This window comes from Pseudarthrobacter polychromogenes (assembly GCF_014644495.1).
Lineage (GTDB): Bacteria > Actinomycetota > Actinomycetes > Actinomycetales > Micrococcaceae > Arthrobacter > Arthrobacter polychromogenes.
Genome location: NZ_BMKU01000010.1, coordinates 74,753 through 87,396 on the forward strand (window position 1 = coordinate 74,753; position 12,644 = coordinate 87,396).

Sequence of the window (12,644 nt, forward strand, 5' to 3'; positions counted from 1 at the left end):
CGCGTCCTTAGACTCCGCCGCGGCGGATCAGCTTGCCCGTGGGGGTCTGCCCGTCCACGACGGACCCGCGCAGGAAGGTCTTGCGGACCACGCCGGAGAGGGCCTTGCCGTCGTACGGGGTGATGGGGTTCTTGTGCTTGAGTTTGGAAACGTCCACCACGAAGGCCTCGTCCGGGGCGAAGATGGCGAAGTCGGCGTCGTAGCCCAGCGCCAGCTGTCCCTTGGTGGAGAGGCGGGCCAGGGCGGCGGGCTTCTCGCCCATCCAGGACACCACCTGCTCCAGCGGAATGCCGCGGTGGCGGGCCTCGGTCCAGATCAGTGAGAGCCCCAGCTGGAGCGACGAGACGCCGCCCCAGGCCACGGCGAAGTCACCGTTCTCCAGGTCCTTCAGGTCCAGGGTGGAGGGGGAGTGGTCCGAGACGATGCAGTCGATGGTGCCGTCCAGCAGGCCCTGCCACAGCAGCTCCCGGTTGGAGGCTTCACGGATGGGCGGGCAGCACTTGTAGGCAGTGGCGCCGTCCGGGATTTCCTCGGCCATCAGCGTGAGGTAGTGCGGGCACGTTTCCACAGTGAGCTTCACGCCGTCGCGCTTTGCGCTGGCAATCATGGGCAACGCGTCCGACGACGAGAGGTGCAGGATGTGCGCACGCGCACCGGTCCAGCGGGCCCGTTCGATCACCTCGGCGATGGCCTTGTTCTCGGCGCCGCGCGGGCGGGAGGCCAGGAAGGTCTGGTAGTGGTCGCCGCCGGGGTGCGGGGCGCGGTCGATGGCGTGCGAGTCCTCGGCGTGGACGATCATCAGCGAGTCGAAGGACTTGAGCTCGGCCATGTCCTCCTCCATCTCGTCCGCGTCCAGGTGCGGGAACTCGTCCACGCCGGAGTGCAGGAGGAAGCACTTGAAGCCGAACACGCCTTCGTCATGCAGGGCACGCAGGTCGCCCTTGTTGCCGGGGATCGCACCGCCCCAGAATCCGACGTCGACGAACGCCTGGTCCTCGGCCACCTCGCGCTTGAGCTTGAGGTTTGCCACGGTGGTGGTGGGCGGGACGGAGTTCAGCGGCATGTCGATGATGGTGGTGACGCCGCCGGCCGCTGCTGCACGGGTGGCGGAGGCGAAGCCTTCCCACTCGGTGCGGCCGGGCTCGTTGACGTGGACGTGGGTGTCCACCAGGCCGGGGATGAGGGTTTCGTCGTCAGCCAGTTCGATGACTTCCGCGCCGGCCAGGCCGTTGCCCAGCGGCTCGAGGGCCACGATCTTGCCGCCGCGGACGCCCACTTCACGTGGAGCCAGGCCGGCGGTGGTGAGGATGCGCTGGCCGCGGATGACCAGGTCAAAACGTTCTTCAGACATGGAGGTCCTCCTTGGTGGTTGCGGAGCGGGACAGCGTGGTGGCTGCCAGCCTTCCGCTGATCTGTGTGCCTAGCTGCTCCAGAAGCGGCGCTGCCTCTGCTATGCACCTGTCTACATTGCTTTCAAGCTCGGTCAAAGCGTAAACGTCCTCGAATCCGGCGGCGGCCGCCTGCCCCTGCGCGAGGGTGGTCCGCCCGCAGACGGCAACCACCGGGACGCCCTGCGCCGCGGCTGCCCGGGCCACGCCCATGGGGGTCTTGCCCAGCAGGCTTTGTTCGTCCAGGCTGCCTTCGCCGGTGATCACCAGGTCGGCGCCGGCCAGCCTCTGCTCCAATTCCGTGAATTCCAGAACGACGTCGATGCCCGGGCGCCGGGTTGCGGCCAGGACGGCGATGGCTGCGTAGCCGACGCCTCCTGCCGCTCCGGCGCCGGGGGCTTCCGCCGCTTTGAAGGCCCTGTTGGACGGGCCTTCCGAACCGATTTCCCTGGCCAGGACTTCGACAAACCTGGCCAGGGCGGCGTCGAGCATGCCGACGTCCTGTTGTGTGGCGCCTTTCTGCGGGCCGAAAATCGCCGCGGCGCCCTGGGCGCCCAACAGGGGATTGTCGACGTCGGATGCCAGCACAAAGCGTGTGTCCTTCAGTCGGGGTTCGAATCCGCTGAAGTCGATCCGGTCCAGGCGGGCCAAAGCGGCACCGCCGGACGGAAGGTCGTTGCCGGCGGCATCGAGGAGCCTGGCGCCGAGGCCCTGCAGGACTCCGGCGCCGCCGTCGGTATTGGCACTGCCGCCCACGCCCAGGATGATGCGGTTGCAGCTGGCATCCAGGGCGGCGCGGATGAGCTGGCCGGTGCCCAGGCTCGTGGCGGTGGCGGCCGCCGCCGGGCCCGGACACCCGTCCACCAGGGCACTGGCCGGGAGAAGCGCCAGGCCCGAGGCCGCGGCCATCTCGATGACGGCCTCATTGCCCCGGACGGCGAACTCGGCCGTGACCGGTTCCCCTGTTGGTCCGGCCACCACGGCACTGCGGCGGGTGAAGCCCGAGCCGACGGCGGCGTCGAGGGTTCCCTCACCGCCGTCGGCTACGGGAATCGGGATCACGTCAAGGTTCCCGCCCGCGCCCCGCTGCAGGCCCTTTTCCAGGTGCGCACAGACTTCGGGGGCGGACAACGACCCCTTGAACTTGTCCGGGGCAATGACAATGCGCATGGCTGTCTTTCTTTCTAGGGCTTCAGCGTTTAGGCCTGCAGGGCCAGGATGGCGGTGGGGGCGTCGGCGGCGGTCTCGGCCAGTTCCTCGAACTCGTTCACGGCGTTGATTTCCACGCCCATGGAGATGTTGGTGACCTTCTCCAGGATCACTTCCACCACCACGGGAACCTGGAACTCGCCCATGAGTGCCTTGGCCTTGTCGAAGGCGGCGGCGAGGTCGTTGGGGTCCTCCACGCGCACGGCCTTGCAGCCCAGGCCTTCAGCCACCTTGAGGTGGTCCACGCCGTAGCCGTTGGTCTCAGGCGAGTTGATGTTGTCAAAGGCCAGCGACACGTTCTGTTCCATGTTGAACCCGCGCTGGGACTGGCGGATCAGGCCCAGGTAGGAGTTGTTCACCACCACGTGGATGTACGGCAGGTTGAACTGCGCACCCACGGCCAGTTCCTCGATCATGAACTGGAAGTCGTAGTCGCCGGAGAGCGCAACCACGGTCTCGTCAGGCTTGCCGCGGACCACGCCGAGGGCGGCCGGGGCGGTCCAGCCCAGGGGACCTGCCTGGCCGGCGTTGATCCACTTGCGCGGGCCGAACACGTGCAGCATCTGCGCGCCGGCGATCTGGGACAGGCCGATGGTGGACACGTAGATGGTGTCGCGGCCGAAGGACTTGTTCATCTCCTCGTACACGCGCTGCGGCTTGATGGGGATGTTCCCGAAGTGCGTCTTGCGGTGCAGTGCCGCCTTGCGGTCCTGGCACTCGGCAACCCAGGCGCTGTAGTCCGGCAGGGACCCTGCCGCCTTGCGCTCCTTGGCGAGCTCAACCAGCCCGGCCAGCGCCGCACCGGCGTCGGACGCGATGCCCAGGTCCGGCGAGAACACGCGGCCAATCTGGGTGGGCTCAATGTCGATGTGCACGAACTTCCGGCCGGCCGTGTAGGTCTCCAGGCCGCCGGTGTGGCGGTTGGCCCAGCGGTTGCCGATGCCGATGACGAAGTCGCTCTGCAGGTAGTTCTCGTTGCCGTAGCGGTGCGAGGTCTGCAGGCCCACCATGCCGGCCATCAGCTGGTGGTCGTCCGGGATGGTGCCCCAGCCCATCAGGGTGGGGATGACGGGGATGTTCAGGGTCTCGGCCAGCTCAACCAGCTGCGCGGAGGCGCCGGCGTTGATGATGCCGCCGCCGGCCACGATCAGCGGGTGCTGGGCCGCGGTCAGCATGTCCAGGGCCTTTTCCAGCTGCTTGCGGGAGGCCTTGGGCTTTTCGACGGGGAGGGGCTCGTAGGTGTCGATGTCGAACTCGATCTCGGCCATCTGCACGTCGATGGGCAGGTCCAGCAGCACGGGACCGGGGCGGCCGGAGCGCATCAGCTGGAAGGCCTTCTGGAAGGCGCCGGGAACCTGGCCGGGCTCCAGGATGGTCATTGCCATCTTGGTGACGGGCTTGGCGATGGATTCGATGTCCACGGCCTGGAAGTCTTCCTTGTGCAGCTTGGCGACGGGTGCCTGGCCGGTGATGCAGAGCATGGGGATGGAATCGGCCCAGGCGGCGTACAGTCCGGTGATCATGTCCGTGCCGGCCGGGCCGGAGGTGCCGATGCAGATGCCGATGTTGCCGTCCTTGGCGCGGCTGAAGCCGTCTGCCATGTGGCTGGCGCCTTCAACGTGCCGGGCCAGGGTGTGGCGGATGCCGCCGTGGGCGCGCATTGCGGAATAGAAGGGGTTGATCGCGGCTCCTGGCAGGCCGAACGCCTCGATGGCGCCTTCCTTTTCCAGGATGGCAACCGCTGCATCAACGGTACGCATCTTGCTCATGGTGTGCTCCTACTGAAGTCTGTTTTTGGGTGTGCTGAAGGAGTTTTTGTCCAGATATGCAGGGTTTTGGGGCTTTCAAGTCCGCATATCTGGACAAAAACTTCGTGGGGTGGGGCGGGTTACTTCCGGCCGCTGAGCTGGAGGACCTGCTTGAAGAGTCCGGAGTGGTCCAGTGCGCCGTCGCCCTGGTTGACGGTGGCGGCGACGAGCTGGGCGACGACGGCGCCGAGGGGGACGGCGACGTTGGCTTCGCGGGCGGCGGAGGTGACGATGCCGAGGTCCTTGTGGTGCAGGGCCAGGCGGAAGCCGGGGTCGAAGTTGCGGTCCAGCATCTTCTGGCCCTTCTGGTCCAGGACCTTGGAGCCGGCCAGGCCGCCGCCGAGGACCTTGAGGGCGGCGTCGGTGTCCACGCCATAGGCCTCAAGGAAGGCGATGGCCTCCGCGAGGACCTCGATGTTGACGGCGACGATGAGCTGGTTGGCGGCTTTCACGGTTTGGCCGGAGCCGGAGGGGCCCACGTGGACGATGGTTTTGCCGACGGCGTTCAGCACGTCCGAGGCGGCGTCGAAGTCTTCCTTGTCGCCGCCGACCATGATGGAGAGGACGGCGTCGATGGCACCCTGCTCGCCGCCGCTGACCGGGGCGTCGAGGGGGCGGATGCCGGCTTCGCGGGCTTCATCCGACAGGCGCTTGGCGACGTCGGGGCGGATGCTGGAGGCGTCAATCCACAAGGTTCCCTGCTTGGCGTTGGCGAAGACGCCGTCCTTGCCGCCCACTACGCCCTCCACGTCGGGGGAGTCCGGCACCATGGTGATGACGACGTCGGCATCCTTGACGGCGTCCGCGATGCTCGTGGCGCCCTTGCCGCCTTCGGAGACCAGCTTGTCGATCTTGTCCTGGCTGCGGTTGAAGCCGGTGACGGTGTGGCCAGCCTTGACCAGGTTGATGGCCATGGGCAGGCCCATGATTCCGAGTCCGATAACTGCAACGTTGCTCATGATGGTTCTCTTTCCTGAAGTCTGTGTGGGGTTACCCAACTAGGTAGCGTTAAGTGTCGTTATGGGGGCTCAAAACGACACTTCGCGCTACTCAGTTGGGTGGGGCGGGGGATTACTGGCTGACGCGCTGGCGGATGGCCCAGCTGAAGGCCGTTTCCTGCGGCTCCTTGTACTCGAGGCCGATGTAGCCCTCGTAGCCGAGTTCGCGGCTGCGGGCGATCCACTCGCCGAGGGGGAGAGTGCCGGTGCCGGGGGCGCCGCGGCCGGGGTTGTCCGCGATCTGGATGTGGCCGAAGTCCTTGGCATGGTTTTCGATGACAGCTGCTACGTCGTCGCCGTTGACTGCGAGGTGGTAGAAGTCGGCGAGGAGCTTGATGTTGCCGACGCCGGCCTCCGCCTTCACGCGGGCGATGACGTTGAGTGCGTCGGCAGCGGTGAGGAGCGGGTACTTGGGTGCTCCGCTGACCGGTTCGAGGAGGACGGTCCCGCCGATCCGGGCGACGCCTTCGGCGGCCGCGGCCAGGTTCTTGACCGCCAGCTCGTCCTGCTCCTCGGGAGTGAACTCGTCCTGCCGGTTGCCGTAAAGAGCATTGAAGGCTTTGCAGCCCAGACGCTCGCCGATACCGGCTACAACGTCGATGTTGTCCTTGAACTCGGAGCAGCGTCCCTTCCAGGAGACCAGCCCGCGGTCGCCGCCGGGCATGTTGCCGGCGTTGAAGTTCAGGCCGGTCAGCTGCACCCCTGCGTCTTGGATGGCGTTCTCGAATTCGGTGACCTGGGCGTCGGACGGGACGGAGCTCTCAAAGGGCCACCAGAACTCGACGGCGTCAAAGCCGGCTGCCTTGGCTGCTGCAGGGCGCTCGAGCAGGGGCAGCTCCGTGAGGAGGATGGAGCAGTTCACTGTGTACGTCATCGTAGGTCCTTCCAAGGAGGGCTTGATCCATCTTCCCTTGCTTCCAGTCTTTATAAACTTTCCGCTTTGTGGAATTTAGATTCTGCTTTATGAAAAGTGTAGGGAATGAGGGGCGGGGGAGTCAAGGGGCGCAGTTTGCCCGAGTGCGCTGCCTTAGGGGAGTTGGCAAGCGAAAGAGCCAGGGGCGGTGGCCCCTGGCTCTTTTGCTTCTTTCTTATTGAAAAGTCCTGCCCTGTCAGCGGCCTCTCGTAACTTCAACGACCTCGCTCATCTCCCACTTGGTCCAGTCAGACCAGTCCCCGTTGCCCTTCTGCACACGGAAGGAGACAACGTGGTAGACCTCTTCGGCGCCCCGGCGGTCCAGGTTGCGCACCTTGTCAACGCTGTGGATGGTCCTGGCCTTGTCATCGTCCTTTTTGAATTCCTCGTAGAAGTGGGAACGGCCGAGGAGGTCGTCGGTACGCCGCGGGCCCTTCTCGTCCTCGTAGCGGAGTTGGCGGATATGGACGGTCCTCTTGCCGTCCTTCTTGCCGTCTTTGTCGTCGCATTGGACTTTGATCCTGAAGTCGACCTTGTTGCCGCGGAGGTCCTTGGGGTCCAGCGGCTTGACGGTACACCCGTGCCGGTCGTCACGCCGGTCGTCATGCCCCAGGGCTGGGCCGGCGAACGCCACGGAGCCCCCGAGCAGGCCCAGTGAGAGAAGCGGGACCAGGGCGATCCTGGCCCGAGTTGAGCGGATTCCTGTTGATGGAGTGATGGACATTTGTGCTCCTGATAAGGATGCGGTTCACAATTTTGTAAGGGTGCGATTCCCCGTGCGGGCCGAGTAAGCGCGCGCCTGGCTGAGCATCGCAATCAGCATGGCGGCCGCAGCCTGCTTGTCCCATTTTCAAAGTGCGCCCTGCTAGTGGGGGCGTATCCGGCCTCATTCGATGTTGTGATCCGGTAGTTAAATCCTGCTCCTGCAATTCGAGCCGCGCTAGGGTGGTGTCTACCCTTTTTGGTTGCGCTCCCACCCGCGCCTAGTGCGTCAGGTCCTTGCCCTTCGTCTCAGGAATGGTGAACACGAATGCCGCGCTCACGGCCAGGAGCACCACCGCGTAGATGTTGAACAGCTGCGGCACGCCCATGGTGGTTCCGAGCCATTGCTGCAGGTACGGTGCGGTGCCGCCGAACACTGCCACGCAGATGGAGTACGGCACACCCACGCCGACGGTGCGGATGGACGTCGGGAACAGTTCGGCGTAAACAGCCGGGACAATCGCGGCGCTCGCAGCGATGAAGATCAGCATCACGGACATGCCTACGGCCAGCTGCCAGGCTGCATCCTTGAGCAGCCAGGTCATGGGGAAGTGCATCGCGGCGGAACCGATGGCCCCGGACCACAGGACTTTTTTGCGCCCGATGCGGTCAGACAGCTTCCCCCAGAAGGGAAGTGCGGCGATGAAGACGATGTTGGCGATGACGGCTGCCCAGAGTGCTTCGCCGCGGTCGATCTTCAGGGCGGTGGTGGCGTAACTGGGAGCCACGACTCCCCAGACGTAGTAGATGACTGTCAGTCCAACCGTCAGGCCGATGACCTGGAGCGCCTGCTTGCGGTGGCGGACAATCTGCGGCCAGAGCGGTGCGCGCTTTTCCGCCAGCGATTCGCCCTCGAACGCTTCGGTCTCGTGCAGCCGTGAGCGCATGATGAGCGCGTACAGCCCCATGGCCGCGCCCAGCAGGAACGGGATGCGCCAGCCCCAGGCGTTCATGGCCTCCGCGGTCAGGGTCATGTTAAGGACGGCGCCCAGCAGTGTGCCGAACAGGATCCCCACGGTTCCGGAGGTGTAGATCAGGGTGGCCCAGAAGCCGCGGTGCTCCTTGGGGGCCATCTCGGACAGATAGGTCTGCGACGACGGCAGCTCGCCGCCGTGCGCCAGGCCCTGGATGAGCCGTGCCACGAGCAGCATCAGGGACGCCCAGGCGCCGATGCTCGCGAAGGTCGGAACGATGCCGATCATCAGGCTGCCCAGCGAGGCGAGTCCGACGGCGAGGGTCATCGAGGTCTTGCGGCCCACCCTGTCGCCGATCCAGCCGAAGAGGAAGCCGCCGAAAGGACGTGCCACAAAGCCGACGGCGAAGATCGCCAGGGTGGACAGCACCGCCGACGCCGGGTCGGCCTTGCTGAAGAGCTGGCTGGCAATGAAGGGCGTGAATGTGGCGTAAATGGCCCAGTCGTACCATTCGACGGCGTTGCCGATGCCGGTTCCGACGATGGTCTTGGTGGTGGACACGCGTCCAGTCTGCTGCTTGGTTACTGCAATGGACATGGGTACTTCCTCAGGTTCGTGGTGAAGAGGATGGGGATGGGAAGGACGACGGCGGGTCAGGCCGCCGCCGCCAGCGCGGCAAGGCGCGAGGTGGCCAGTTCGGTGTAGAGCGCAGCTCCATCAGCCAGCACGCCGTCGTCGAACGTTGCATAAGGGGAGTGATTGAACGGTGAGGCGGCCGGATCGGCGCCTGGGGCGACGGCGCTGAGGCCGACGAACGTGCCGGGCACCTCGGCGAGTACCCGGGAAAAGTCCTCCGAACCGCTCAGGGGAGTGGCCCAGCGGGAAAGGCGGCGCTCGCCGAAAAGTCCCGAGATGACCTTCTCCGCCGTGTGCGTTTCGTCTTCGTTGGTGATGGTGAGCGGGTATTCCTCCTGATAGTCCACGTGGACCTCCACGCCATGGGCTGCCGCGATTCCCTTGAGCAGGCGGGGCACGGCCTCCATCATCCGCAGCCGGGAAGCTTCGGAGAAGGTACGGACCGTCGCCTCGATGCGGGCAGTCTCGGGGATGATGTTCCGTTTGGTGCCGGCGTGCAGCACACCCACCGAGAGCACCACCGGATCGAACATGTTGAACTGCCGGGTCACCATGACCTGCAGGGCGGTGACCATTTCGGCAGCCACTGTGACGGGATCCTTCGCAGCATGAGGGGCGGAGCCGTGGCCACCTGCGCCGAGGACGGTGACCTCCAGCCCGTCCGAGGCACTCAGCATCACGCCGGGCTTGGTGCAGAAGGTGCCGTGGGGCTCGAGCGAGGAAAACACATGCATTCCGTAAGCCGCCTGCACGCGGGTTCCGGCGGCATCAAGGACGCCTTCGCGGATCATGTAGCTGGCACCGTCGCACCCCTCTTCGCCGGGCTGGAACATCAGGACGACGTCGCCCTGCAGCAGGTGCTGCTTCTCGGCAAGGAGTGTGGCGGCTCCGGCGAGCATCGAGGTGTGCAGGTCGTGGCCGCAGGCGTGCATGGCGCCGTCGGACTGGGAAGAGAACTCCGCGCCCGTCTTCTCCTGGACGGGAAGGCCGTCCATATCGGCGCGGAGGAGAACCGCGGGCCGCTGGGCGCCGGGGTTGCCTGCCGCGGCCTTGCCCCCGCGAAGCACTGCGGTGACAGAGGTGGTTTCCTTGCCCAGGGTGATCTCGAAAGGAAGCCCGTCGAGGGCCTGGAGGACTTTCTCCTGGGTCCGCGGGAGGTGCAGCCCGATTTCGGGGTGCCGGTGAAGATCGTGGCGGAGACGGGTGAGGTCCCCCTGCAGTTCCTTGGCGTCTTCAATCACGGGCACTTTATAACTCCTGAGCTCAGCTTTTCGGGTCTGTGGACTATTCTGGAGTGGCGCAACTCACATTGCGTGAAAGCGCTCGAAGTATCCTTGCTGGAGCCGCTTTTGACAGGATTCATGCTTGGGGACGGGGGAAGTGGTGGAACTCAGTGAGGAAGACCTGGCCCTCATCCAGGTGCTGCAGACCTATCCGCGTCTTGGCTGGGCGGACGCCTCCAAGGTGCTGGGGGTGCACGCCACCACCCTTGCCGCCCGCTGGGAACGGCTTACCTCAAGCGGGGCGGCGTGGGTGACGGCGCACCTGGCGGGGGATCCGAAGCAGATGCTCCTCGCCTTTGTGGCGGTGGACTGCGACATGAACCTGAGGGACAGTGTGACTGCGCAATTGGCAGGCATCCCGGGGATCGTCACCGTGGAGGAAGCGGCAAGCAACAGGGACCTTATGCTCACCGTGATCACCAGGTCGCTGGAGGAGTTCAGCGCAACGGTGGTCGCCCAGCTGAAGAACATCGAGGGGCTCATCAAGTACCAGGCGGCCCTGTGCACACGGCTTCACACCAGCGCCGATGAGTGGCGCCTGAATATCCTAAGCAAGCCTCAGCTGGCACTGCTTCGGACGCTCGGCCACCAGGGCGGCCCGGACGCCCACCAGGCGGAGGCGGGGCAGCTGCCGCAAAGCCATCTGGACCTGCTGCCGTTCCTGGCCCGCGACGGCAGGGCAACTGCGGCCCAGATAGCGCGGGAATTGGGGCGGCGTCCGGCAACGGTGCAGCGTCAGCTCAACCGGGTGCTGGCCAGCGGGATCCTGCTGTTCCGCTGTGAAATCGCGCAGGCCTTTTCCTCCTACCCGGTGACCTGCCAGTGGTTCGCCAACGTCCCCGCCGGACAGCACGAGGAAGCGGCCGCCGCCATCCGGACCATTAAGAATGTCCGCCTGAGTGCCTCCACCACAGGGCCCACCAACTTCGTGATCATCATGTGGCTGCAGTCCCTTGCAGACGTTATGACTGCCGAACTTGCCCTTCAGCAAAAGGTCCCGAGGATTCACCTGGTGGAAAGCGTGGTGATGCTGCGCACGGTCAAACGGGTGGGATGGATGCTGAATGAGGACACCACATCCAGCGGCGCGGTGGTGGTCCAGTCCGCGGCACTGCCGGCTGCGGACTGAGCCGCGGGGACTGGGGCAACCCCAAATTCCCCGCGGCAGGCGCCGGCATACTTAATAGTTCCGCATTATGGATTTATCTTTCCGGAAACATGCGGTTCCTAGCGTTGCTTGTGACCCTGCGGCATGCGTGCCGCCGTCCTCCAACGAACAGGCAACGGCATGAATGTCACCGCGCCCACGGCAGCACCTCCCGCTTCCAGGAAGCCGCTCTACAAATCCCTCTTCTTCCAGATCCTGGTGGCCGTTGTGGCCGGCATCCTGATAGGACACCTCTGGCCGGACATCGGTGCGGCCCTACGCCCCCTGGGTGACGGCTTCATCCAGTTGATCAAGATGATCATCGCGCCGCTGATCTTCCTGGTGATCGTCACCGGCATAGCCGCGGTCAGTGACGTCAAGGCTGTGGGCCGCACGGGCGTCAAGGCTTTGATCTATTTCACGGCAGCCACACTGTTTGCGCTGGTCTTCGGCCTGGTGGTGGGGAACGTGGTCCAGCCGGGCGCGGGACTGAACATCGATCCGGCGTCGCTCTCCCAGGACGCCCTCAACGCGAAAACCGCCACCGCCCCGCCGAAGGATGCCGGCACCTTCATCCTTGGAATCATTCCTACCAGCGTGGTGGGCGCGTTTGCCAGCAACAGCCTGCTGCAGGTGCTGTGCTTCGCGGTCTTCTTCGGCGCGGCGATCGTCGTCGTCGGCCGTGAACGCTGCATGCCCGTCGTCACGCTGATGGAGACCGTGCTTGAGCTGTTCTTCAAGATCATGGGCTGGGTGATGCGGGTGGCGCCGGTGGGTGCTTTCGGCGCCATGGCATTCATCATTGGCCAGTACGGCCTCAGCTCGCTGAGCACGTATGCCCTGCTGATCGCGGCCTGCTACGGCGCGGCGATTGTGTTCATCGGACTGCTGTTTGTGGTGGCGTGGGTTTATCCGCGGGTGCCGCTGTGGCAGCTCATGAAGTACACCCGCGAGGAATTCCTCCTCGCTTTGGGCACAGCCTCCACCGAATCCGTGCTGCCGCGCATCATGACCAAGCTGACCAACGCCGGCTGCTCCCGCGCCACCACAGGCCTGGTGGTCCCCACCGGGTACTCCTTCAACCTCGACGGCGCCGCGCTGTACCTGTCCATTTCCCTCCTGTTCCTGGCGCAGGCCTTCGGCTACAACCTGGACCTCGGCCAGCAGCTGGCCGCGCTGGGCATCCTCATGCTGACGTCCAAGGGCATGGCCGGCGTCCCCGGGTCAGCGTTCCTGGCCCTGTCCGCCACGGCGGGTGCTTTGGGAATTTTCCCGGTGGCGGGCGTTGCCCTCCTCCTGGGCGCGGACCGGCTGATGGACTCCATGCGCGTGGTGGTGAACCTGCTGGGCAACTGCGTTGCCACCTTCGTGGTGGCCAAGTGGGAAGGCCAGTTCGACCGCGCCGCCATGCTCCGCGCCTTTGCAGGTGAAACCACGACGACGGAGGCGGCCTTGGAGCCGGCCGGAGCCAGTGCGCCTGGCAGCGTGGCGGCGGGGACCGCCGTCGAACAGTCGCCGCTGGGGACGTCGGCGCCGGCGGTGCGGTAGCGTCCGGCCTTTGCCGCCCTTGTACTGCACACTGTTTC

The 12,644-nt window shown here is 65.5% G+C and carries 10 protein-coding genes; 2 read left to right on the forward strand and 8 right to left on the reverse strand.

The features are described 5' to 3' along the window. Positions 1-7 precede the first annotated feature (7 nt). The 8 genes from allB to IEX43_RS15325 form a co-directional block, all read right to left on the reverse strand. On the reverse strand, positions 8-1,351 hold the full coding sequence (allB, locus tag IEX43_RS15290; protein ID WP_188812312.1) for an allantoinase AllB: 1,344 nt from the start codon (positions 1,349-1,351) through the stop codon (positions 8-10). Continuing rightward, positions 1,344-2,558, reverse strand: a complete 1,215-nt coding sequence (locus IEX43_RS15295) for a glycerate kinase (protein WP_188812314.1) — start codon at positions 2,556-2,558, stop codon at positions 1,344-1,346. Before IEX43_RS15295 ends, allB begins: the two co-directional genes overlap by 8 nt. A gap of 29 nt (positions 2,559-2,587) precedes the next feature. Then, complete coding sequence (gcl, locus tag IEX43_RS15300; RefSeq protein WP_188812315.1) at positions 2,588-4,366, reverse strand: glyoxylate carboligase; 1,779 nt, start codon at positions 4,364-4,366, stop codon at positions 2,588-2,590. A gap of 119 nt (positions 4,367-4,485) precedes the next feature. Beyond that, positions 4,486-5,403 carry a 2-hydroxy-3-oxopropionate reductase gene (locus tag IEX43_RS15305; RefSeq protein WP_268238374.1) on the reverse strand — a complete coding sequence of 306 codons (918 nt, stop codon included), beginning with the start codon at positions 5,401-5,403 and terminating at the stop codon, positions 4,486-4,488. Positions 5,404-5,476: 73 nt separating this feature from the next. Next, positions 5,477-6,277, reverse strand: coding sequence for a hydroxypyruvate isomerase family protein (locus IEX43_RS15310; protein ID WP_188812316.1), 801 nt, complete (start codon positions 6,275-6,277; stop codon positions 5,477-5,479). A 235-nt stretch (positions 6,278-6,512) separates the two neighbouring features. After that, on the reverse strand, positions 6,513-7,040 hold the full coding sequence (locus IEX43_RS15315; protein ID WP_188812317.1) for a hypothetical protein: 528 nt from the start codon (positions 7,038-7,040) through the stop codon (positions 6,513-6,515). Positions 7,041-7,299: 259 nt separating this feature from the next. Next, positions 7,300-8,589: an MFS transporter gene (locus IEX43_RS15320; RefSeq protein WP_188812318.1), complete on the reverse strand. Its 1,290-nt coding sequence runs from the start codon at positions 8,587-8,589 to the stop codon at positions 7,300-7,302. A 56-nt stretch (positions 8,590-8,645) separates the two neighbouring features. Beyond that, a complete protein-coding gene (locus tag IEX43_RS15325) occupies positions 8,646-9,875 on the reverse strand; it encodes a M20 metallopeptidase family protein (protein ID WP_188812319.1) in 1,230 nt (409 codons plus the stop codon). 136 nt (positions 9,876-10,011) lie between these two features. Between IEX43_RS15325 and IEX43_RS15330 the strand changes: the two genes are divergently transcribed. Both IEX43_RS15330 and IEX43_RS15335 read left to right on the forward strand, forming a co-directional pair. Next, positions 10,012-11,040 (forward strand): Lrp/AsnC family transcriptional regulator, encoded by a 1,029-nt coding sequence (locus IEX43_RS15330; RefSeq protein ID WP_188812461.1) that lies wholly within the window; start codon positions 10,012-10,014, stop codon positions 11,038-11,040. A gap of 159 nt (positions 11,041-11,199) precedes the next feature. Further along, positions 11,200-12,606, forward strand: coding sequence for a cation:dicarboxylate symporter family transporter (locus tag IEX43_RS15335; RefSeq protein WP_188812320.1), 1,407 nt, complete (start codon positions 11,200-11,202; stop codon positions 12,604-12,606). Positions 12,607-12,644: the final 38 nt, after the last annotated feature.

Excerpts from the sequence above, each read along its gene's own strand:
- allB (WP_188812312.1), bottom strand. The coding sequence starts at position 1,351 with ATGTCTGAAGAACGTTTTGACCTGGTCATCCGCGGCCAGCGCATCCTC.
- IEX43_RS15335 (WP_188812320.1), top strand. The coding sequence starts at position 11,200 with ATGAATGTCACCGCGCCCACGGCAGCACCTCCCGCTTCCAGGAAGCCG.
- IEX43_RS15295 (WP_188812314.1), bottom strand. The coding sequence starts at position 2,558 with ATGCGCATTGTCATTGCCCCGGACAAGTTCAAGGGGTCGTTGTCCGCC.
- IEX43_RS15310 (WP_188812316.1), bottom strand. The coding sequence starts at position 6,277 with ATGACGTACACAGTGAACTGCTCCATCCTCCTCACGGAGCTGCCCCTG.
- IEX43_RS15320 (WP_188812318.1), bottom strand. The coding sequence starts at position 8,589 with ATGTCCATTGCAGTAACCAAGCAGCAGACTGGACGCGTGTCCACCACC.
- IEX43_RS15315 (WP_188812317.1), bottom strand. The coding sequence starts at position 7,040 with ATGTCCATCACTCCATCAACAGGAATCCGCTCAACTCGGGCCAGGATC.
- gcl (WP_188812315.1), bottom strand. The coding sequence starts at position 4,366 with ATGAGCAAGATGCGTACCGTTGATGCAGCGGTTGCCATCCTGGAAAAG.